The organism is Mesorhizobium sp. IMUNJ 23232, from assembly GCF_044326205.1.
In the GTDB taxonomy this organism is placed as follows: Bacteria; Pseudomonadota; Alphaproteobacteria; order Rhizobiales; family Rhizobiaceae; genus Kumtagia.
Genome location: NZ_JBIRCY010000011.1, coordinates 1 through 21,218 on the forward strand (window position 1 = coordinate 1; position 21,218 = coordinate 21,218).

Annotated in this window: 17 protein-coding genes and 1 pseudogene; 6 read left to right on the forward strand and 12 right to left on the reverse strand. The window is 61.5% G+C overall.

The window, feature by feature from the left end; genetic code table 11:
- Nucleotides 1–112 precede the first annotated feature (112 nt).
- The 7 genes from ACH196_RS10265 to ACH196_RS10295 form a co-directional block, all read right to left on the reverse strand.
- Nucleotides 113–889, reverse strand: coding sequence for an IS630 family transposase (locus ACH196_RS10265; RefSeq protein ID WP_396646793.1), 777 nt, complete (start codon nt 887–889; stop codon nt 113–115).
- Between the two features lie 251 nt (nt 890–1,140).
- Complete coding sequence (gene fabI / locus ACH196_RS10270; protein ID WP_396646794.1) at nt 1,141–1,926, reverse strand: enoyl-ACP reductase FabI; 786 nt, start codon at nt 1,924–1,926, stop codon at nt 1,141–1,143.
- Nucleotides 1,927–1,937: 11 nt separating this feature from the next.
- The gene (locus ACH196_RS10275; RefSeq protein ID WP_396646795.1) at nt 1,938–3,104 is read right to left on the reverse strand and encodes an acetate/propionate family kinase; all 1,167 of its coding nucleotides are present in this window, start codon (nt 3,102–3,104) and stop codon (nt 1,938–1,940) included.
- 1 nt (nt 3,105) lies between these two features.
- Nucleotides 3,106–4,071, reverse strand: coding sequence for a phosphate acetyltransferase (locus ACH196_RS10280; protein ID WP_396646796.1), 966 nt, complete (start codon nt 4,069–4,071; stop codon nt 3,106–3,108).
- Nucleotides 4,072–4,091: 20 nt separating this feature from the next.
- Nucleotides 4,092–6,269 carry a DUF3141 domain-containing protein gene (locus ACH196_RS10285; protein WP_396646797.1) on the reverse strand — a complete coding sequence of 726 codons (2,178 nt, stop codon included), beginning with the start codon at nt 6,267–6,269 and terminating at the stop codon, nt 4,092–4,094.
- Nucleotides 6,270–6,441: 172 nt separating this feature from the next.
- Nucleotides 6,442–8,898 carry a phosphoketolase gene (locus tag ACH196_RS10290; RefSeq protein ID WP_396646798.1) on the reverse strand — a complete coding sequence of 819 codons (2,457 nt, stop codon included), beginning with the start codon at nt 8,896–8,898 and terminating at the stop codon, nt 6,442–6,444.
- A gap of 29 nt (nt 8,899–8,927) precedes the next feature.
- Nucleotides 8,928–9,980, reverse strand: a complete 1,053-nt coding sequence (locus ACH196_RS10295; protein ID WP_396646799.1) for a hypothetical protein — start codon at nt 9,978–9,980, stop codon at nt 8,928–8,930.
- Between the two features lie 188 nt (nt 9,981–10,168).
- Between ACH196_RS10295 and ACH196_RS10300 the strand changes: the two genes are divergently transcribed.
- Nucleotides 10,169–11,509: a glucoamylase family protein gene (locus ACH196_RS10300; protein WP_396646800.1), complete on the forward strand. Its 1,341-nt coding sequence runs from the start codon at nt 10,169–10,171 to the stop codon at nt 11,507–11,509.
- Nucleotides 11,510–11,758: 249 nt separating this feature from the next.
- On the opposite strand, the gene ACH196_RS10305 is transcribed toward ACH196_RS10300, so the two are convergent.
- Nucleotides 11,759–13,333 (reverse strand): winged helix-turn-helix domain-containing tetratricopeptide repeat protein, encoded by a 1,575-nt coding sequence (locus ACH196_RS10305; protein WP_396646801.1) that lies wholly within the window; start codon nt 13,331–13,333, stop codon nt 11,759–11,761.
- Nucleotides 13,334–13,452: 119 nt separating this feature from the next.
- Between ACH196_RS10305 and ACH196_RS10310 the strand changes: the two genes are divergently transcribed.
- From ACH196_RS10310 to ACH196_RS10320, 3 genes and pseudogenes are all read left to right on the forward strand, one after another.
- Nucleotides 13,453–13,887: a cupin domain-containing protein gene (locus tag ACH196_RS10310; RefSeq protein WP_396646802.1), complete on the forward strand. Its 435-nt coding sequence runs from the start codon at nt 13,453–13,455 to the stop codon at nt 13,885–13,887.
- Between the two features lie 19 nt (nt 13,888–13,906).
- Nucleotides 13,907–14,389 (forward strand): annotated as a pseudogene (locus ACH196_RS10315) (RidA family protein).
- 581 nt (nt 14,390–14,970) lie between these two features.
- A complete protein-coding gene (locus tag ACH196_RS10320) occupies nt 14,971–15,423 on the forward strand; it encodes a GNAT family N-acetyltransferase (protein ID WP_396646803.1) in 453 nt (150 codons plus the stop codon).
- Between the two features lie 69 nt (nt 15,424–15,492).
- Here ACH196_RS10320 and ACH196_RS10325 read toward each other — a convergent pair whose 3' ends face one another.
- The 4 genes from ACH196_RS10325 to ACH196_RS10340 form a co-directional block, all read right to left on the reverse strand.
- Nucleotides 15,493–15,966 (reverse strand): DUF302 domain-containing protein, encoded by a 474-nt coding sequence (locus ACH196_RS10325; protein WP_396646804.1) that lies wholly within the window; start codon nt 15,964–15,966, stop codon nt 15,493–15,495.
- A 96-nt stretch (nt 15,967–16,062) separates the two neighbouring features.
- Nucleotides 16,063–17,283, reverse strand: coding sequence for an MFS transporter (locus ACH196_RS10330; protein ID WP_396646805.1), 1,221 nt, complete (start codon nt 17,281–17,283; stop codon nt 16,063–16,065).
- Nucleotides 17,284–17,367: 84 nt separating this feature from the next.
- Nucleotides 17,368–17,868: a cupin domain-containing protein gene (locus ACH196_RS10335; protein ID WP_396646806.1), complete on the reverse strand. Its 501-nt coding sequence runs from the start codon at nt 17,866–17,868 to the stop codon at nt 17,368–17,370.
- Nucleotides 17,869–18,148: 280 nt separating this feature from the next.
- Entirely contained in the window at nt 18,149–19,063 is a 915-nt protein-coding gene (locus ACH196_RS10340; RefSeq protein WP_396646807.1) for a LysR family transcriptional regulator, read from the reverse strand.
- Nucleotides 19,064–19,239: 176 nt separating this feature from the next.
- On the opposite strand from ACH196_RS10340, the gene ACH196_RS10345 reads away from it, so the two are divergent.
- On the forward strand, nt 19,240–20,070 hold the full coding sequence (locus tag ACH196_RS10345) for a 3-hydroxybutyrate dehydrogenase (protein ID WP_396646808.1): 831 nt from the start codon (nt 19,240–19,242) through the stop codon (nt 20,068–20,070).
- A gap of 36 nt (nt 20,071–20,106) precedes the next feature.
- On the forward strand, nt 20,107–21,189 hold the full coding sequence (locus ACH196_RS10350) for a patatin-like phospholipase family protein (RefSeq protein WP_396646809.1): 1,083 nt from the start codon (nt 20,107–20,109) through the stop codon (nt 21,187–21,189).
- The last annotated feature ends 29 nt before the right edge of the window (nt 21,190–21,218 follow it).

A 21,218-nucleotide genomic window follows, 5' to 3' on the forward strand; every position in this document is an offset into this window, starting at 1 on the left:
ATGTGTATTCGCTTCTGGCTCATCCCGATTCGCCATCCATTGGGCCAACAGAATCAGCGCTTTGTGGCCAATGCGTGGTATCAACGGAACCTCACCTTCAGAGGTTTCCCGGCTATGCGTTCTCGATGGGGTTGAGGTCGGGCGAGTATTTGGGCAGGAACAGGAACCATGCACCGCACGCGGCGAGGGTCTTTGCGGCGCGCGGGCTCTTGTGGACGTTGAGGTTGTCGAGAAGCACCACCTCGCCGGGTCTCAGGCAGGGCGCCAGTTGGGTCTCGACATAGGCATCGAAAGCAGCGCCATCCATCGCCCCTTCGATGACCCAGGGGGCGATGAGTTCATCGCATCGCAAGCCCGCTATGAAGGTCTGGGTTTGCCATTTGCCGAACGGAGCATCGGCCGGTAGTCGTTCGCCACAAAGGCTGCGCCCTCGCAATGGCGTCATGTTGGTCTTCACACTGGTTTCATCGATGAAGACAAGCCGCGCCGGCTGGGCGCGCATCAAGGGCTGGCGGCGGTCCAGCCATTCGCGGCGTGCCGCCTTCACGTCACTGCGTTCTTGCTCCGAGGCCAGCAACTGTTTTTTATATGTGAAGCCCTGCCGGCACAGGAACTTGGACAGGTTCGACGGATCGACGCTCACCCCGTGCTCCGCCTCCAGCCAGATGGCGAGGTCCGGCATGGTGATGTCGGGCTTGCCCTTCACCTTGTCGACAATGGCCTCGCGGTAAGGACCAAGTTTGCCAGAGCCTTCGGGACGGCCCTGCGTGGCCGGCGCGACCGATCCGGTCGCCATGTAGCGCGCCTGGATGCGCACCGCCGTCGACGGCGCAACCTCGAACCGGACCGCCATCGCACGGCGTGATTGGCCAGCTTCCACCCCGCGCACGATACGCTCCCGCAAATCCGACGAAATCGGCTTTCCCATGGCAACTACCTCCTGCCGCCATGGAATCAGACTTTTAATACCTGCGAAACCCGCGATTCTCTCTTCTCGCCCGTCGCTCTAAGTGATCAGCTTCGCCACACCCCGAAAGCAGACATTGTCAGCACTACGCGGAGGACGCTGCGCGACGCCGTTCCTATTTCGAAGGGTACCGACCTTTTCCCGTGTTTTGCGAATAGCCCATCAATCCGCGGCTAGTCGACGGCATGATATCCGCCATCGATGTACAGGATCTGCCCGGTGATCAGCCGGGCTGCATCATGAGCAAGAAACGCTGTTGCGACACCAACATCATCGATGCTCACAAGCTCACGAGCAGGAGACTTTCTCTCCGCTTTCGCCAGAAGCTCGTCGAATTCGGGAATGCCTGACGCAGCGCGGGTTGCCAGTGGCCCCGGCGAGATGGCGTGAACGCGAATTCCCTTCGGCCCCAGTTCGGCTGCCATATAGCGAACGGCGCTTTCGAGCGCGGCCTTCGCGACGCCCATGATGTTGTAGTTCTCGACCACCTTTTGCGACCCGTAATAGGTCATGGTGAAGAGCGATCCGCCGTTCTTCATCAACGGCTCGGCCAGATGGGCCATGCGCATGAAGGACCAGCAGGAGATATCCATTGTGGTCAGAAAGCCGTCGCGGGGCACGTCAGTAACACGCCCGGCCAAGGTATCTCGCGGCGAGAAGGCGATGGAGTGGATGAGGAAATCCAGCGAACCCCACTCTGCCTCGATGCGTTCAAATACGGCCTCGAACTGACCGGGCAGAGAGACGTCCAACGGCATGAATATGCTGGCTTCCACCTGTTGCGCGAGCGGCTCAACGAACTTTTTGGCCTTGTCGTTGAGGTAAGTGATCGCGAGTTCGGCTCCGAATGCACGGAACGCGCGGGCACAGCCCCAAGCGATGGACTGATCATTGGCGACACCGACGATCAAGCCTCGGCGGCCTTCGAGAAGTTTTGCCTTCACGGAAGGAAGGGACATTAGGTTCTCCATCACGGATTTCCGACTATCGCCAGCGTGTGGCGCGCTATCATCAGTTCTTCGTTGGTCGGGATGATTAAAAGCTTGATCCGGCTCGTCGCCGTGGAGACCACCGTTGCGCCCGCCTCGTTGGCGGCGTGGTCCAGTTCCGCGCCCAGCCACGCAAGCTTTTCGGCCAGGAGAGCGCGGATGGCCGACGAATTCTCGCCAATTCCCGCAGTGAAGACGAACCCATCGATCCCGCCGAGTGCGGCCGCGAGAAGGCCGGCATTCAACCCGCAACGATGGATAAAATGATCAATCGCGAACTTGGCCCCCGGATCAGTGCTTGCCAGCAGATCACGCACGTCGTTCGAGATTCCGGACAGGCCCTTCAGCCCGGATTCGCGATACAGGAGGTCCGAGATCGCCTGCTGGCTCATTCCCTTCTGGAGGAGATAAAGAACGACGCCCGGGTCGAGTTGGCCTGGCCGGGTCCCCATCGGCACACCGTCGAGTGCTGTGAAGCCCATGGTGCTCTCAACGCTGCGTCCGTCACCGAGCGCGCACATTGACGCCCCGCTGCCGAGATGGGCAACGATCACTTTGTCCTTCGTCGGTGCAATCTCGGCCAGTCGCTCGGCAATGTATTCGTACGATAGTCCATGAAAGCCGTAACGGCGTACGCCCTGCTGGTACAGCGATCGCGGGAGCGCGTAGCAATCGGCCGTTTCCGGCCGGCCGCGATGGAACGCAGTGTCGAAGCACGCGACCTGCGGGATGCTCGGGTCGATATCCATGACCAGGCGGATGGGCGCGAGATTGTTCGGCTGATGCAGTGGCGCCAGGTTCTGGTATTCGACAAGGCGATCAAGCACCATTGCGTCGATGAGGATCGGCCGGTCGTAGTCCGGGCCGCCATGCACCACGCGATGGCCGATTGCCCGCAATGCGATACCGTCGAGGCTGGCTAGCCATTCACGCGCCTTGCCCACGGCGGTCGGGAGGTCCGCGACCTCCGCCGGCTGATAGGTCCGCTCGACCAGCACTCGTCCATCGGATGTTGCACGCAGGCGCGGCCGCACGCCGATTCCATCGAGTTGACCGCGAATACGACCTTCGGGCTTTCCATCGATGATCTCGAATATCTGAAACTTCAGGCTCGACGAACCAGCGTTGACGACGAGGATTGCGTCCATCTCAGGCAGCAACCTGCGTGGCCCGACGCCGTGCGGCAGCATAAAGAGCCGCGACGGCGCATGACGCCAAACGGGTCCGCACCGAATCTGCGCGGGAGGTGAGGATGATGGGTACGCGCGCGCCAAGAACGATCCCGGCAGCATCCGCATGCGACAGGAATGTGAGGTTCTTCGCCAGCATGTTGCCGGCTTCGAGATCGGGAACGACAAGGATCTGGGCTCGCCCGGCGACTGGTGAGTTGATCCCCTTGATCCGCGCCGCCTCGACGTCGATGGCATTGTCAAAGGCCAACGGACCCTCGAGCAGGCCGCCGGTTATCTGCCCGCGCTCGGCCATCTTGCAGAGCGCGGCGGCCTCGATGGTTGTCGGGATCTTTGTTGTCACGGTCTCGACCGCCGACAGAATGGCCACTCTCGGCTCGCCCAGACCAATGCCGGCGAAAAGATCGATGGCATTTTGAACGATATCCCGCTTGGCATCGAGGTCGGGGGAGATGTTGATGGCGGCGTCCGTTATGAACAGTGTTTCCTCGTGGCCGGGCACATCCATGACGAACACATGACTGATGCGTCGCTCGGTGCGGAGCCCGGTGGCCGATGAGGCGACCTCGCGCATCAACTCGTCGGTGTGCAGACTGCCTTTCATCAACAACTCGCCCCGGCCCTCGCGGACCAATGCGACGGCGCGCGCGGCGGAGGCGTGACTATGAGGCGTGTCCACGATCTCGTAGCTGCCGATGTCCATGTGATGCTCCGCAGCTACAGCGCGGATCCTGGCCTGTGGCCCGACCAGAACGGGAACGATCAGCCGCGCTTTGGCCGCTTCGACTGCGCCCGTAAGTGAGGTCTCGTTGCAGGGGTGCGCGACGATTGTGATGGCGGGCGTTTCGCGCTGCGCCGCTGCGATCAGCCGCTCGTATTTGGACAACTCAACGGTTCCTGCGCTCTTCAACACTTTGAGGACCATCCTCTGGCTTTCGGTTGCTGCTACGATGCCTTACGCCCGATTGGGACGATCGGGCCGGTTCGTTGGGGAACACCTTCGAAGCCCAGCAGAGTGCTCAATCGCGTCAGCCTTTCCGACTCTTGCGGCGTCAGTTGACCACGCGATTCCAACACGTCGAGCAGCTTGCCGAAGGCAGCGCTTCTCTCCTGTGGATTCTCGGGCAGCAACTGTGGGATCGCGGCAAGCGCAGTTTCTTCGTCGACGAGAAGCAGGAAGTATTGTTCGCGTATCAGCGCCTTGAATTCCGAGAGCGTCATCGCGCGCGCGGCCGGTTCGGCGGAACGAATCCTGCGGATCGCCTCCAAACCGCGCTCGTCGGCAGTACCGCTCGCGGCGCGAACATAAAGCAGCGCGCGGGCAAGACCTTCCGCCATGCCGCCACGGGTCATGCCGGCTCTCAATTCGGCAATACGCGCCTTGACCAGAGCCTCGTGCAGTAAGCTTTTGGCGGCCTTGCGGGGGCGTTTGTCATCATCGGCGCTCAAGCCCATCGCCGCCTGGAGGGCCGGCATGCTGTAAATGGCATGAAAAGTCTCTTCCGCGTATTTCTCGGCCGTCTTTCGGCAGGCTTCGAGCCCTTCGACGATCTGCTTCGACATCTGCTCCTGCAGCTTGAGAAACATGTTGTCGGGCGAAACCTGCCGACGCTCGGCGCGAACACGCTCGGCGGCGGGCGTGATCCAAGACATCCAAGGATTTTCCGGCCCGAAAATCTCATACTGAAGGCGCAGCGGATGCAGGCGCTGCATCGCCTCGGCAACCGGCGGCGATACCAGAGCCCTCACCCATGGCTGAGCCTGCGCCCGATAGATCGAAAGATTTATCTCGGAGAGACGCGCAGCGGTTGCAAAGCGGCGTTCGTCCTCAAGCGAATTGCCGCCCAGCGCCCGGATATCGTCCAAAGTGCGGGCCTCGCAGCGCATCAGCCATTCGCCGATCACCAGGTCCGGGTTCTCGATTGCCGCGCCTTTCGGTTCCAGCACCGCCTCGTAGAGTCCCGGCGGCAGGAGATCGATGAAATCGATGTTGGAAGCAAATTCGTCATGTTCCTTGCGCGCGACGCCGGCCGAAACGAAGATTCCGAGGTGGCCGACCTTCTCGTGAATGCAATAGACGATGGTCTGGCCATGCGCGCGGATTTCCGCAACGTCGTCGTAGAGATCGAGGACCCAGTCCAGCGCCTGTTGCGGCGGCGTGATGTTGTCACCCTTTGAGCAAAAAACGAGGATGGGAGAACGGATGTTGCGCAGATCGACGGCCGTTCCGTTCGAGGTCCTGATCTCGCCTGCGGCCAGCTTGTTGCCCACGAACAGTTCATCGACGATGAACTGCATCTCCTCAGCGTTGAGTGTCACATGCCCGCCCCACCAGCGCTCGAAGGCGAGGTATCGTTCCGCTTCGGTGTCGATCTTGGAGTAGAGGTTGTACTGCTTGGTCCACAGCGTGTTTGCAGGGTTCTGGTTCTCGAAGTTCTGCACCAGCCAGGCGCCGTCGAACTTGCCCGCTCCGAGATCGCCGGCAAGCGCGGTCAGCCAACTGCCGCCGAGCAGACCGCCGGTGTAGCGCATCGGGAATTGGCCCCTGACGCCGGCCCAGTAGGACAGCGGGGTGCCCGCGATGATGATCGGCCCGAACAGTTCCGGACGCAGCGACGCCAGGATCATCACCGCCCATCCCGCCTGACAGTTGCCGATGACGCAAGGTTTGCCGTCCGCATCGGGATGCCGCGCAATGACTTTCTCGAGAAACACGGCTTCGGCGGTCGCAATATCCTCGATCGTCTGTCCGGGCTGTGGGTCCGGCAGGAAGCCGATGAAATAGCAGGCGTGCCCCGCTTTCATGGCTACACCGATCTCGCTGTCCGCCTTGAAGCCGCCAATGCCGGGACCGTGGCCTGCCCTCGGATCAACGACGACGAAAGGACGCTTCCGCGGATCGATCGAGATGCCGATGGGCGGTACGATACGAACAAGGGCATAGTTCACGGACCGGAGTAACGTCCGTCCGTCAGAGATCAGTTCAGCGTCGTAATCCAGCACGTGGGGCGCGGTTTTCGCGGCATGTTCGCCATACTGAACGGCGCGCTTCTGCATCGTGTCGAGGAAAAGGATACAGCGCTGCCAGGCGTCAACGGCATAGGAAAAGGCGTCGGAATCCATTGGACCCTCCACAACAGCTTCGGCGCCGTCAACCTTCGGCGGCATTGCAGCGAACTGCGGCGACCGAGTGCATTGCTGGCCAGCTTGGACGGCAATAGGTGACAGCTTCGTGTCAGTCTACCGCAGTGCACAAAACAAGGCGTAAATTACAGTATGACCTATTGCCAGCTTGCTAGATGTTGTCCCCTTCGGTGGATGTCTTGCGTGAGCGGCCGGCCTTCTTGCTCAGGGCCCACTGCCAGCCGCTGATCTCCGGCATGTCGTCGCCATGCTTTTCGATGTAATTGCGGTGATCGATCAGCTTCTCGTGGATCGCCTGTTTGAGATAGGCGGCGCGCGGCCCCAGTTGCGGCAGTCGGTCGATGACGTCCTCCACCAGATGAAAGCGGTCGAGGTCGTTGAGCACCACCATGTCGAACGGCGTCGTCGTCGTTCCGATCTCCTTGTAGCCGCGCACGTGCAGATTGCCGTGATTGGTACGGCGATAGGTCAGCCGATGGATGAGCCAGGGATAGCCGTGGAACGCAAAGATGATGGGTTTGTCCCTGGTGAAGAGCGCATCGAAATCGCGATCCGAGAGCCCATGCGGATGTTCGCTCTGCGGCTGCAGTTTCATCAGATTGACGACGTTGATCACGCGCACCTTCAGTTCCGGAAGATGCTTGCGGATCAGTTCCACGGCGGCGAGGGTCTCCAGGGTGGGAACGTCGCCGCAACACGCCATGACAACGTCCGGTTCGGCGCCCTTGTCGTTGCTCGCCCATTCCCAGATGCCGAGGCCCGCCGCGCAGTGCTTGACCGCCTGGTCCATGGTCAGCCACTGCGGTGCGGGTTGCTTGCCGGCCACCACGACGTTCACATAATTGCGGCTGCGCAGGCAGTGATCAGTCACCGACAACAGCGTGTTGGCGTCCGGCGGCAGGTAGATGCGGATAACCTCAGCCCGTTTGTTGGCGACGTGGTCGATGAAGCCCGGATCCTGGTGGCTGAAGCCGTTGTGGTCCTGGCGCCAGACATGGGAACTGAGGAAGTAGTTCAGCGACGCGATCGGCCGCCGCCACGGAATGTGATTGCACACCTTCAGCCATTTGGCGTGCTGGTTGAACATCGAATCGATGATGTGGATGAAGGCTTCGTAGCACGAGAAGAAGCCGTGCCGGCCGGTCAGCAGGTATCCTTCCAGCCAGCCCTGGCATTGATGTTCGCTCAGCACCTCCATAATCCGGCCGTCGGGAGAGAGGTGGTCGTCCTCCGGGTAGATCTCGGCCATGTAACAGCGATTGGTGACCTCGAGCACGTCCTGCCAGCGATTGGAATTGTTCTCGTCGGGACTGAACAGCCGGAAGTTCCGGGCCCCAAGATTGAGCTTCATGACGTCGCGCAAATAGGTACCCATGACCCGCGCCGCTTCGACGGAAACGGAGCCGGGGCTTGGCACGTCCGCGGCATAGTCGCGAAAGTCGGGCAGACGTAGGTCGCGCAGCAGCAGGCCGCCATTGGCATGCGGGTTGTCGCTCATGCGACGGTGGCCCTTCGGCGCAAGGGCGGCGAGTTCCGGATCGAACCGGCCGGTCTCGTCGAACAGCTCTTCCGGCCGGTAACTCTTCATCCAGCCTTCGAGCACCCGGATATGCTCAGGCCTGTCCATGTCGCCCATCGGCACCTGGTGCGAGCGCCAATAATCTTCGCATTTCTTGCCGTCGATCTCCGCCGGGCAGGTCCACCCCTTCGGGGTGCGAAAGACGATCATAGGCCAGGCAGGTCGCGTCAGATCGCCCTTTTCGCGTGCATTTGCCTGGATCCGTTTGATGTCCGCGACCGCGGCGTCAAGCACACCGGCAAGCTGCTGATGGACATCGGCCGGGTCATGGCCTTCGACGAAGTATGGCGCATAGCCCATGCCCTCGAAGAATTTCCGCAGTTCCTCCCTCGGAATGCGCGCCAGGAAGCACGGGTTGGCGATCTTGTAGCCATTGAGATGCAGGATCGGCAGCACGCACCCGTCGCGGGCCGGGTTCAGGAACTTGTTGCCGTGCCATCCCGTCGCAAGAGGCCCTGTCTCGGCCTCGCCGTCCCCGACGACACAGGCAACGATCAGGTTGGGATTGTCGAAGGCAGCGCCGTAAGCGTGGCTGAGCGCATAGCCGAGTTCGCCGCCCTCGTGGATACTGCCGGGCGTCTCCGGCGCGACGTGGCTGGGTATGCCGCCCGGAAAGCTGAACTGCTTGAACAGCCGCCCCATGCCTTCCGTATCCTGGCTGACGTTCGGATAGACCTCGCTGTAGGTGCCCTCGAGATATGCGTGGGCGACAAGCGACGGGCCTCCGTGGCCCGGTCCGATGATGTAGATCATGTCGACGTCATCGCGCTTGATGACCCGGTTGAGGTGGACGTAGAGCATGTTCAGCCCCGGAGACGTCCCCCAATGACCCAGGAGGCGCGGTTTGATGTGCTCGCGCTTCAGCGGTTTTTTCAGAAGCGGATTGTCGAGCAGATAAATCTGGCCAACCGAGAGGTAGTTGGACGCACGCCAGTAGGCATCGAGCTTTTGCAGCTCAGACTCTGACAAGGGACCGTCTGCGGTCGAAGATTGTTTCTGGTTCCGCTTCGTCGCTGCTGTCTTTGCCATGACCGCTTCCTCCGAACCTGATTGAACATTTACATCTTCTGGCGGTATGGGATACCCGAGGCGCGGACGATGTCGTCAGCGTTCTCGAAGCCATAGTCGCCAAGCAATTGCACCAAACCTCGTCGCACCGTCCGGGATTCTGCGCACGGCCCGAGGATAATGCGCTCGAGCGATAGCCTGTCGGGGGTCCAACCGGCGTCGCACGGCAGGATGATCGGCAGCTTGTAGACGATCTGCGGGATTCCGCCCCAAACGACAGCCTCACGTCGCGCATTCATCTCCGCACTGGGAAAATCCGTCACATAGACAAAGCGCCACTCCCGCTCTTCGGCAAAACCCGGATGTTTGATCGAGACCGCAAAATTGACTGCGTCGGCAAGTGCCAGTTGCTCGATGAGATCGGGTGACAGATCACGGAAGGCGCCGGCATGTCGGCAAAGCGCAGCAGCCTTGCCCCCAAGCTCCCTGCCGACGTCGTGAACATCTCCGTAGAGGCACGCCGTCAAGAAAACTCCGGCCTCCGCCATCGGCGCAACGGCGCCAGGCCTTGCGACAAGTGCGACCCGAAGGTCGCCTGTGCCGTAGGCCCGCCACATGGACAGGAGACCGTCGTCGTCCGCCGCCAAGTGCTCCGACACCGAAATGATGAAGCAATCGTCCATCACCTTGCCAGCCCACTCCGCGATCAGTTGAGGGAGGCGTTCACCAAGCCGCGGCTCAACGGATGACCAAGCCGCCTTGTATTGCGATCCCCCGTCTGTCTCGCTCACGGCGGTGAGGACCATCTGGAAGCCGTGAGAGACCTCCGAATGGTCGTTCATCAGACGCGAGTTGCGCATGTAGAACCCGCGCGAGTCCAGAACCTTCTTGACGGTGTCGGCTGAAGTGTAGTGAGCGAAAAACCGATCGTGATCCGAGAAGAACTCTTGCCTGGCCGCTTGGCGGTTGCCGGCGCGTATGGCCGCAAGAGCGCTTAGCAGCTCGGGGGCCCAGTCAGCGTGTGCGATCACCGCCTCCCAAATCAATCGAGGAGCAACGTGTGCATTCGGAGCGCGGAAGCGGCGCGCCAACCCGAAATGCACGGGAGTTCGTCGCGTCGCGCATTTAAAAATCAGCGGCGAGCGGTAATCAATCGTGCCGGGGTAAGTTACCGTAGTGTTCTTTACTGCGTCGCGCGTTCAGCCTAACAAGTTAGGTTCGTCGCATCCATGCCGTTGAATGGTTGCAAGCCTCTACTGCGGCAAGGACGGACAGTGTTCAAGAGCGATCCATGTCCGATGCCGTCTCGACGGACCTCGATCTCAATCGGTTGCCAACCGATCAGGACCTTGCTCGCCTGCAGTTCACGACGCTGCTGTACTATCTGCACGGGACCAATCCGGACAACGGACTTGTACGCGACAAGACGGCATCGGATTCACCCGCAAGCATCGCGGCAATTGGAATGGCACTCGCCACACTCCCGGTCGTAGTGGAGCGCGGCGTCATTATCCGGGAATTCGCTGCCAAGATCGCCCGCAAACGTCTGCGCTTCTTGATGGAATGTCCGCAGGGAGCGGAACCGGACGCTTCCGGCTACAAGGGGTTCTTCTACCATTTCCTCGACATCGAAACCGGACGTCGGGTCTTGGATTGTGAGTTGTCCACGATAGACACCGCCTTCCTGCTCGCAGGTGCCCTTACGGTCGCAACCTACTTTGACAAGAACACGCCCGACGAAGCCGAGATTCGGTGGCTGGCGCACGGCCTGTACGAACGCACGGATTGGACCTGGGCTTGCGATGGGGAGCCCACTCTGACGCATGGCTGGATTCCGGAAAAGGGCTTCATTCCGTATCGTTGGCGAGGCTACGACGAAGGTTTGTTGCTCTACTTCCTTGGCCTGGGATCGCCGACGCACCCGCTCGAGCCGGAAAGCTACACGGCATATACCGCCACCTACGATTGGAAGACCATCTACGGTCGCGACCTGCTCTATTCCGGGCCGCTGTTCACCCATCAGCTTTCGCATATGTGGGTGGACTTCCGGGGCATCCGGGACGCTTTCATGCGAAAGCATGACTCCGACTATTTTCAGAACAGCCGGCAAGCCACATTCGTTCAGCAGGAATACGCAATTCGCAACCCGATGAACCATATCGGCTATGGAAGATATTGCTGGGGTTTCACGGCATGTGATGGCCCCGGTTGGGCAAAGCGAGAGGTAGGCGGCACCGAGTGCGAGTTCTTCGATTACGTCGCCAGGGGCGCGCCCTATGGTCCGGACGATGGAACCGTAGCCCCATGGGTCGTTATCGCTTCGCTGCCGTTCGCCCCCGAGATCGTCATTCCAACGGTACGCAACTTTGCCCGCATGAATCTCGGCATGACCCGACTCTATGGATTTAAGCCGTCGTTCAATCAGTCGTTTGAAATTACCGAGAGTCCGATTGGATGGTGGGTATCACCCTATCATTTTGGCATCGACCAAGGGCCGGTAGTCCTTATGATCGAAAATTACCGCACTGGTCTATTGTGGAACATCATGCGCGACTGCGTCCCACTGGTAACCGGTTTGTGCAGAGCCGGCTTTTCGGGAGGCTGGCTGTCAGCCAAATCTGAGAACGTCTAGTTCCTTCCGACATCCGGGTTCAATTGTCCCCAGCCATGCGTGCTGGCGCGAGACTGACCACAAACCCTGCGGCTCGACCTCTGCGACCGTCTTGCGAAGCCAAAAGCTGCCGATCCGCTTGCGGCCCCATCGCAGAGCGTGCTGAAATCTGACGATGAGGCGGTCATCCGATGCATCGCGGATGACCGTTTTCAACGACCAAGATTCGTTGCTGTTCTACCTATCTTGAGGTGGGAAGCGGTCGTGTGCCTAGTGTTCAGGAAAGACGGCACTACGGCCGGAACCGGTCGTTTGATGTTCCGCCTCTCGCAGCAGGCCCTCGAGGCGGGTCGCCCATTCCTTGTTGCCATCTCTGAACGAACCAAGCGCATCGCCAGCAGGCTCCGGGAGATCGCCTGCAGCGGCGGAGAAGCGGCGAGCCTCCTGACTATGTCCCAAGGCCGTGTGGCAGCACGCCTGAATGCGGAGCAGCGCCGGCCAGTCAGGCCGCGCCTTCAGCGCCGCACGCCCCGTGTCGAGCGCGCCCTCGACGTCGCCCGAAAAGAACAGCGCAAGCATCAAGAGGCTGAACCAGACCGCATTCTGCGGATCGTGGGGGTTGAGTTCGAGGCCGCGAGCCAGCGGCTTTCGCGCGCCGGCCGCGTCGCCCGCGAAAAGACGGGCCATGCCGAGGACGAGATGCCCCAAGACGAAGCTCGGACCGAGTTCGATGGATCGTTCCGCTGCGAGGATCGCCTGGTCAGCCCTGCCTGTGTAGGCCGACACAATCGCCAGTGCATAGTGCGCATACGGATTTCGGGCGTCGAGATATATCGCCCGCAGGGCCGCATCGAGTCCTTCCCTCCCGTCGGCAGCGGAATTTTCCGTCCAGCCATAGGCGATGAGACCTGCGTTGACCCACGCCCGCCATATCTGCGCCTCTGGAAGCATGGGATCGAGCTCCGCGGCCTCTCGGAAGAATCGCCGTGCGAGAAGGTGGGTTGGCTGCGTTACCTTGTGAAAATTGAATGTGCCTTGCCGCACAAGGTCCCAGGCGGTCACGTTGCCGGTGTGCGGAGCAACCGGAAGTCCATGCTGCAACAGGAACTCGGGCTCGACCGCCGCTGCGATCCGCTCGGCGATGGCGTCCTGCACCGCAAATATCTTGGCCACCTGAAGCTCGTAATGTTCGGACCAGATGGCGCTGCCCTTCATTGCGTCGGCGAGGTGCACCGATATCCGCATCCGATCGCCGGTATCCCGGATGGCTCCATCCACCAAAAAATCGACGCCAAGTTCGTGCGCGAGAGACTTCGGATCCCTCGGACCGTTCCTCCTTGCGAAACTCGCCCCACGCGACGCGACGCGGAACCATCGGAACCGAGCGAGCGCCATGATCAGATCGTCGGCGATACCGTCGGCCAGATATTGTCGCTCGGCATCGCCGCCGAGATTCTCGAAAGGCATTACTGCAATCGCAGGGCTGGATTTTACCTCCGCATGCCCTTCGCTACCGGGCCTGTCGGTCCGGCTCTCCACCGGGCCTGAAAATCTGTATCCGACCCGTGGGACCGTGACGATCCAGTCGCCGCCGTCTGATGCCGGGTCGAGCAGCTTGCGAAGGACAGCAATCTGAACGGAAAGATTACTCTCCTCGACGACGAGGCCCGGCCAAACGGCATCCATCAGTGCCGACTTGGTGACGACACGCCCATCTGCCGCGAGCAGAAGGGCAAGCAGCGAAGCACCGCGAGCGCCGATGGCGACAGGCCGATTGTCACGGAGAAGGCATCCGTTCGCGGTAATGAACTCGAAGGGCCCGAATGCAAGGTGCTGGGTGTTCATGATTGGGAATGATACGCCCGATTTCGCAGTTTTTCGGAATTTTTCGGCCCTCGTTTCAGGACTTGCGCCGGCTTCGCGCGTACATTCAGCTCCATGCAGCAGTTGAGGTGGTGGGAACGATGAAGAACGAAGCAATGCAACCGAAAAATGCTGATGCACCAACCGCGAAAATCGTAAGCGGGAGTGACAGCTATGTCGCCGAGCAGGGATCTGTCTATCGTTCGGGAGTTTCGGCGGAGAGCGTCGGATCCAGCATGCTGTGGCTTGGGATGATCTCGCTACCCGCAGGGAGACGAACCAGCGCCCATCGCCATCAGGGGCACGAGACGGCCCTTCTTTTGGCCGCGGGCAAAGAGATCGAGATTTGGTCGGGAGCCGGGCTCGAACGGTGCGAAAAGGTCCTCCCCGGCAACTACCTGTTCATTCCAGCCGGCGTTCCGCATGTGGCCGTCAATCGCAGCACGGAAAACGCCGAGTTCCTCGGTGCCCGCAATGACCCCGCAGCGAACGAGAGCGTCGTGCTGATGCCGGAGCTCGACGACATCGTACCCTAGTCAAGCCGGGAGGTGCGCTATGGCCATCATCGAACAACGTCTGGCCGCTATGGGTCTGGAACTGCCCGAGCCTCTGAAAGTTCGCGAGGGGCTGCGTATGCCTTTCCTCTGGGTCCGAGTGCGCGGTACCCGCGCCCACATTTCGGGTCACGTCGCGTGCAACTAGGATGGGACATTGGCAAAACCCCTCGGCAAGGTCGGGACCGAGGTTTCGCCAGAGCAGGGTTACGCGTCTGCGCGGCTCGTTGCCCTGGCTCATCTCGCGAGCCTCAAGCGGGCTGTCGGAAACCTCGATCGGGTCACGGCTTGGCTGCGCGTCTTCGCCATGGTGAATGTTGCTCCGGGTTTCAACGAGACCCCGCTGGTCACAAACGGTTATTCCGATTTGATACTGGAGCTGTACGGCCCTGACGCTGGCGCCCACGCCCGCTCGTCCATCGGCATGGCCATCCCTTTGAATGCGCCCGTAAACTGCGAAGCGGAAGTGGAAATTGACGGGTGACTGCTTAGGGGTTGGATGCCGAACGTCAGCTATTCGTCGGATTTTTACGATAGCCGACGGTCCACTCTCGGCCCCAAGGCGCCGGACAGAATGGGCCGCATTTCGGACGTTGTGAAGCAATTTGCCGCCTGCCGGCAACAGATCGTTTGGCGACGACATCAGTGATTGCTGAGCGCATCAGACAACGCAGCCTTGAAGTCTAGCGAAGTTGACCGCACGCTTCATCAACCGTCGACTCACGCCTCGTCGCTGAGCATCCGAGCACCCCTACCCCCAAAGGTGCAGCGACGTTTTTTCGATGCTGCTATTCCGAAATCCGACGAGGTTCCCGGCTTGCATTGACTACGACCCAACTGGCATCAGCGAGATCAATTTCGCGGATCGTTCGACACAAAGGTCCTCACCGTCAGCCGAATGAGCCAGACCCGGCAGTGTTCGGAAGTGAACGTCGGCGGAATTCTCAACGGAAGGTTGACGTCAGCGACCGTTGCGGGATGGATGTTAATGGATAGCAGGTTAGCATTTGTGCAGGGTTAGACTACGCTATTTTTCCCTGATTTTACCTTTGAACGGCGAACCTCATGAGCATAACGACGCGAAGTGCGACCTCTACGGACGCGAGCCATATTGACCGTCTCCTGAGAGCGTTGGCGGAGTTCGAAGGGGTCACTGCCGACTTGACCTTCACGCTTGCGGACCTTGAGCGCGCATTGTCTGAGTCGGGGCAATTTCATGCAGTCGTGGCGGAGAGCGACGATCAAATAGCCGGTTGCGTAACATACACTTGGGATTTCGCCATATGGTCTGGTGGTCCGATACTTCGCGTTGATGATCTTGTTGTCGACGAGCGGTATCGTGGCCTTGGTGTAGGGACCGCGTTGATGCAGGCACTGGCCGAGCGGGCGCTCGAGCGCGGAGCCAACATGCGCTGGGAAGTTGAGCCGAACAACGAGAACGCCCTGAAATTCTATGCCCGCCTTGGCGTGTCGCTACGGAACAAAATCGTCGCGCGTTGGTCGCCGACGAAAGGTTGAACGGCCAATCAGCTACGGCCGTTCGTTGGTCGATATCGTAGGCGTTGGCTGCGAGCAGTTGTGTAGCCGTCATTTCACCGTCGACGTGACCGATTGAATGACCTCCGTGGCCATGCCGAATTCCTTGGCACGGTTCATGATGCCGTGGCGCTTGGCGATCCAGTCGAAATCCGTATAGGCCGCGTAAACGGCGCCGTCGGCGTCCTGATAGACCAGCACGCGCACCGGCCAGTCGAGACCGGCGGTCGGGTTGGCGGTGATAAAGGTGGTGCCCAGCGCCGGATTGCCGAACATGACGAGCCGCGACGGACGAACGTCGTTTCCAGCAGCGTTGCCGAGTTTCGCCTGGTCGATGACGCCGAAGAAGGTGATGCCTTTCTTCGCTACGTCGCGCTTTATGCGCTTGACGGTTTCCGACACGGAATATTTGCTTTTCACGGTGACGATGCCGTTGCCGGCATCGGCGTGGGCGACAGCGGCGGGAAGTGCGATTGCGGCCGCAAGCAACGACTTGGCCAGCAGCGATTTCATGGTCTTGATCATGTGGGTCTCTCCTTGTTGAAAGCCCGTCCTTGGGCCGGGCTGTCTCGACGATGCGGCGGCGGCCGTCCGATTGATAATGCCGATTCCTGCGGGTTTTCATGTGCCACGCTTATGGCCGGCGATTGGCTGCGGCGCCCGCAGTCCAACCGAAAGCAGCATCGCCACAACAAGCGCCGCGACCAGCACCGCGACTGCCGCCGTCCAGCCGACCGTGTCGTAGACCTGACCGAGGACGAAGCTGCCGACCAGCCCGCCGCAATAGTAGGAAGCGAGATAGATGCCGCTGGCCGATGCCTTATCGGCGAGGGCAACACGCCCGACATGGCCGGTAGCGATCGCCTGCGCCAAGAAAGTGCCGACGGCGACGAGCACCATGCCGGCGAGCACGGTCGCAAGGTTGGTCGACAGCAGGCACATCAATCCCGCCACGGCCACGGCAAGAGAGATGGCGACGCCGGCGCCCGGGCCGAAAATCCGCGAAACCTTGCCGGCGAACGGCGTGGTCAGCAGCGACGGCAGGAAGACGAAATAGACCAGCCCGAGACCCATCGGCGACAGGCCGAGCGGTGGCGCCGTCAACTCGAAATTCACGTAGGTGTAGGTGCCGATGAAGACGAACAGGATGAGGAAACCGATTGCGAAGGCGTGACGCAGTTGACGGTTGCCGAGATGCGCCGCCCAGCCGCGCATCGTCGGCATGCCGCCGGTCGCCATCATCGGTTGGGCCTTGCGCAACGTGAACCAGACCAGCAGCGCACCGGCAAGGTTCAGTCCGGCGAAGGTGAGGAAATTGCCTTCCAGTCCGATTGTGTCGGCGACAGCCGCCGAAAGTATGCGGCCGAAAAAATTACTGGCAACATTGCCGGTGACGTAGGCGGCCAGCGCCCCGGCAGCCTCGGCCGGCGAAAAATGCTCGGCGAGATAGGCCATGGTGAGCGTGAAGGCAGTCGCCATGCACAGGCCCTGGACAACCCGCAGCAGGGCAAAGACGGTTATGTCGTCGGTGAAGGCGAGCAGCGTCGTCGGAACGGCCAGCACGGCCAGGCTGATCCAGATGCCGTTGCGGCGGTCGAGGTTTTTGCCGAACAGCGCGACGGCGATGCCGGCCACCGCCATGCCGAAGGTGCTGGCGTTGACGGCAAATCCCATGGCGGCGCGGCTGACGTGGAATTTTTGAACCAGCGAGGGCAGGATCGCCTGGGCGGCGAACAGGTCGACGAGGGTCAGGAAGGCGATCAGCGCGATGATTGCGAAGCGAAAACTGTCGGCGGCGGCGAGACGCAGCCTTCCCGGCGCGGCGTGGTCGGCGGCGGACATGGCAGATCCTTTCATGCCAAACGACGTTCCGGGCCGGCGGGCCGGGAACGTCGTCCGGTCGATGTTGCGGTGGGGAAGCGCTGATTACATCGAGCCCGACGCGTCGGCCTCGGGCGAAAGAATGTCGGCGGAATAGAGCACGGCCGGCACGCTGCCGTTGTTCTTCCACCAGTGGGCGAGCTGGCCGAATTCGGCGGTGACGTCGCCGGCAACATGCTCGATCGGCACCTTGCAGGTGCTGCGGTATTCGGTAATGGCGCCTTCGGTGATCAGGATGTTGGCGGGACGGGCTTCATGAGAATGCCACGGTACGACGCCGCCGGGCTGGACGACGAGTTTGCGCATGCGCAACTGGCTGCCTTTCCAGGCATCGCCCTTGGACGACAGGTCGATCGCCGAGATCACATCGTCGGTGACGTCCTTGGGCGCCGTCGCGCCGGCCTCCATGGCGTTGTCGGCAACCTGGTCGGCCGGGCATTCGCCCGCGAAAGCCGATCCGGTGTAAATCATGCTAGCGCCCGCCAGCAGGCCGAGCGCCATCAGGGCGCGAAGCGGCTTGCGCGTCGCGGTCATCATCGAAGTCATTGTGCGGTTCTCCTTGTTCGCGCCCGGCGTGGAGGATTCCCGCGGGGCATGAATGGCAGAGTGGCCGGGACCACTTTCCAAGAGAAATGCCGGGTGTTTTTGATTTCGATAGCGCCGGCGCATGGCGCGACAGGCCTGCTCACGATCCGAGGGCGGCCGCCGAACGCTCCCGTGCGGAACTGGGTGGCGAGCGGGATGCAGCCGAGGCAGCGCCACGGGCTGCACAGCCGCCCTCGCGATCACGTTCAATGCGCGTCGATGTGGATGTAGCTCGCGCCCGTTATGCCGCCGGCCGCCGCAGCGTTGCCGGGCCCGGACCGTCCGCCCAGCCATAGGACTTCACCGCGCCGACAAAGGTGGCGACGGCCGGCGAGAACCGGCGTCCGGCGACGGTGACAAGGCAGACCTCACGGAAAACTTCGGGATCGGCGACGGGACGGACCTGGAGGCCGGGCACCACGGCGCTGTATTCCGGGATGAAGCAGATGCCCAGCCCGCCGGCGACAAGGTTCTGGATCCAGTCCTCGCGCTCACTCGAATAGGAGTCCAGGGTCTTGACCCCGCGCTCGTCGCAGAGCTGCGAAAGATAGTCCCAATATTCGCAGTTGACCCGCTTCAGATAGACCTCGCCGTCGATGGCCTTGATCGGGACCGCGTCATAATTGCCGAGCCGGTGGCCGGCGGGGAAGGCCAGCATGAAACGCTCGCGGAAGAGCGATGTAACGTCGAAACGCTCCGGGAAGCTTTCTGAAGTGGACATGATGGCGACGTCGATATCCCCGGCCTCCAGCAGTTGCGAAAGTTTTGCCGGCACGCCTTCGATCAGTTCCAGTTGGATGCCCCTGTGGCGCATGTTGAAGTCGGTCAGCAGCCCGGTGAAGCGGCGCGGCCCGATCGTGCACATGATGCCGACCTTGAGGTGCGCCTGATCGAGACAGAGGAAGCGCGAAGCTTCCTGGCGAACGCCCATCAGTTCGTCGAGCACCTGCTGGAAGCGGGGCCTCAGCAGCGCGCCGAGGTCGGTGATATGGGTCAGGTTGCGTTCGCGCCTGAACAGCAGGCCGCCGACCTCGTCCTCAAGTTGCTGGATGGCGCGTGAGAGTGCCGGCTGCGTGACGTTACATTTCTCGGCCGCACGCGTGAAATTGCGGGTCTCGCACACGGCGAGAAAATACCGGATGTGATGAATGTCCATTCCCGTCTCCAAGGCGGCCGGCAGCCGATAGCGTGACGTTCTCGCGCGACGGCAAGGCAAGACGCCAATGCAAACCGCATATCGAAACCATAGCGCAGCGGCATTTCAAATCGGATCCGCCGTCGAGCACAGTTCGCGACGATAACACGGAACGTTACCTCGCAACGGAGAAGATCATGCTGAAAATCGTCGAAACCGGCGCGGAAGCCATGAGCGGCCGCCGGCCGCTGGAAGGCCGCACCGCGATCGTCACCGGCTCCACCAGCGGCATCGGCCTCGGCATCGCCAAGGCGCTGATTGAGGCCGGCGCCGCGGTGATGCTCAACGGTTTTGGCGATGCGGTCGAGATCGAGTCACTGAGAGCTTCCCTTTCGGTCGCGAATGACGTCGACGTCGCTTACGACAGCGCCGACATGTCGGACCGCGCGGCGATCCACATGATGGTCGAACGCGCCGCCATGCGCTTCGGGCAGATTGACATCGTCGTCAACAATGCAGGCATCCAGCATGTCGCACCGATCGGCGAATTTCCGCCGGAGAAGTGGGACGCAATCCTGTCCATTAACCTCTCGGCTGCCTTCCATCTCATCCAGGCGACGTTCGATGGCATGCGCGGTCGCGGTTATGGCCGCATCATCAACATATCGTCGGCGCACGGCCTGATCGCCTCGCCTTTCAAGGCCGCCTATGTCGCCGCCAAGCACGGCGTAGTCGGCCTCACCAAGGTGGTTGCGCTGGAGGGCGCCGAATTCGGCGTGACGGCCAATGCCATCTGTCCAGGCTATGTGTGGACGCCGCTGGTCGAGAAGCAGATCGACGGCCAGGCGAAGTCGCACAACATCCCGCGCGACGCCGTGATCCGCGACGTTTTCCTGAAGGATCAGCCGACCAAGCGCTTCGCCACCGTTGAGGAGATGGGCGCGCTCGCGGTCTTCCTCTGCACCGATGCGGCCGCCTCGATCACCGGCACGGCGCTGCCGGTCGACGGCGGCTGGACCGCCCATTGATGCTCCTGCCGAGCCCCAAAATATGAGGGAACGACCATGAACCAGCATGCGACAATCGAATCGGCCGATAATGCGGCCCCCCCTATGGCGCCGGCCGCACTCCGCGAGCCGCGGACGCTCAATCTCGCCCTGCAGGGCGGCGGCGCGCACGGCGCCTTCACCTGGGGCGTGCTGGACCGGTTGCTCGAGGAGCCCAGTCTCTCCTTCGAAGGCGTGGTGGCGACCAGCGCCGGTGCCATGAACGCCGCCGTGCTCGCCTATGGGTTGGCCGAGGGCGGACGGCGCGGCGCACAAAAGGCGCTCGCCAATTTCTGGCGGCGTGTCAGCCATGCCGCAGCCTTCGGGCCGCTGCAGCCAAGCCTGCTCGACCGGGCCACCGGCTCGCGGGCGCTCGAATATTCGCCGGCCTTCGTTCTGTTCGACATGGTGACGCGGCTAATGTCGCCCTACCAGTTCAATCCGCTGAACTTCAATCCGCTGCGCAAGGTGCTGGAACAGTCGATCGACCTCGACGCGATCCGCATGGCGCGCTGCCCTGTCAAGGTCAACATCTGCGCTACCAATGTGCGCACCGGCAAGGTCAAAGTATTTTCCAACGATGAGCTGTCGATCGATGCGATCATGGCCTCGGCCTGCCTGCCGTTCCTGTTCCAGGCGGTCGAGATCGATGGCGAGGCCTATTGGGACGGTGGCTACATGGGCAACCCGGCGATCTTCCCGCTGATCTACTCCTGCGAAACACCGGATGTGCTGATCGTCCACATCAACCCGATCGAACGCCCCGAGCTGCCGCGCACGGCCATGGAGATCCTGAACCGCATCAACGAGATCAGCTTCAACTCCTCGCTGCTCAGGGAAATGCGGGCGATCGCCTTCGTCACCCAGCTTATCGAGTCCGAAGCGGGAAGCATGCTCGACCTCAAGCGCATGCATATCCACGGAATATCCGACGACGAGGCGATGAAGAAGCTGAGCGTGTCCTCGAAACTCAACGCCGACTGGGGCGCGCTGATCGATTTGCGCGACCGAGGCCGCGAGCGAGCCGACGAGTGGCTGGAAGCCAGTTACGACGACATCGGCAAGCGGTCGACCGTGGACATCCGCGAGAAATACCTCTGACCCGGCCGCTCGCGAGCGCCGCGTCAAAA

What these genes read in the sequence shown, in the direction of transcription:
- fabI (WP_396646794.1), bottom strand. Translation starts at nt 1,926, where the DNA reads ATGTCCCTTCCTTCCGTGAAGGCAAAACTTCTCGAAGGCCGCCGAGGC.
- ACH196_RS10275 (WP_396646795.1), bottom strand. Translation starts at nt 3,104, where the DNA reads ATGGACGCAATCCTCGTCGTCAACGCTGGTTCGTCGAGCCTGAAGTTT.
- ACH196_RS10280 (WP_396646796.1), bottom strand. Translation starts at nt 4,071, where the DNA reads ATGGTCCTCAAAGTGTTGAAGAGCGCAGGAACCGTTGAGTTGTCCAAA.
- ACH196_RS10285 (WP_396646797.1), bottom strand. Translation starts at nt 6,269, where the DNA reads ATGGATTCCGACGCCTTTTCCTATGCCGTTGACGCCTGGCAGCGCTGT.
- ACH196_RS10290 (WP_396646798.1), bottom strand. Translation starts at nt 8,898, where the DNA reads ATGGCAAAGACAGCAGCGACGAAGCGGAACCAGAAACAATCTTCGACC.
- ACH196_RS10300 (WP_396646800.1), top strand. Translation starts at nt 10,169, where the DNA reads ATGTCCGATGCCGTCTCGACGGACCTCGATCTCAATCGGTTGCCAACC.
- ACH196_RS10305 (WP_396646801.1), bottom strand. Translation starts at nt 13,333, where the DNA reads ATGAACACCCAGCACCTTGCATTCGGGCCCTTCGAGTTCATTACCGCG.
- ACH196_RS10310 (WP_396646802.1), top strand. Translation starts at nt 13,453, where the DNA reads ATGAAGAACGAAGCAATGCAACCGAAAAATGCTGATGCACCAACCGCG.
- ACH196_RS10320 (WP_396646803.1), top strand. Translation starts at nt 14,971, where the DNA reads ATGAGCATAACGACGCGAAGTGCGACCTCTACGGACGCGAGCCATATT.
- ACH196_RS10325 (WP_396646804.1), bottom strand. Translation starts at nt 15,966, where the DNA reads ATGATCAAGACCATGAAATCGCTGCTGGCCAAGTCGTTGCTTGCGGCC.
- ACH196_RS10330 (WP_396646805.1), bottom strand. Translation starts at nt 17,283, where the DNA reads ATGTCCGCCGCCGACCACGCCGCGCCGGGAAGGCTGCGTCTCGCCGCC.
- ACH196_RS10335 (WP_396646806.1), bottom strand. Translation starts at nt 17,868, where the DNA reads ATGACTTCGATGATGACCGCGACGCGCAAGCCGCTTCGCGCCCTGATG.
- ACH196_RS10340 (WP_396646807.1), bottom strand. Translation starts at nt 19,063, where the DNA reads ATGGACATTCATCACATCCGGTATTTTCTCGCCGTGTGCGAGACCCGC.
- ACH196_RS10345 (WP_396646808.1), top strand. Translation starts at nt 19,240, where the DNA reads ATGCTGAAAATCGTCGAAACCGGCGCGGAAGCCATGAGCGGCCGCCGG.
- ACH196_RS10350 (WP_396646809.1), top strand. Translation starts at nt 20,107, where the DNA reads ATGAACCAGCATGCGACAATCGAATCGGCCGATAATGCGGCCCCCCCT.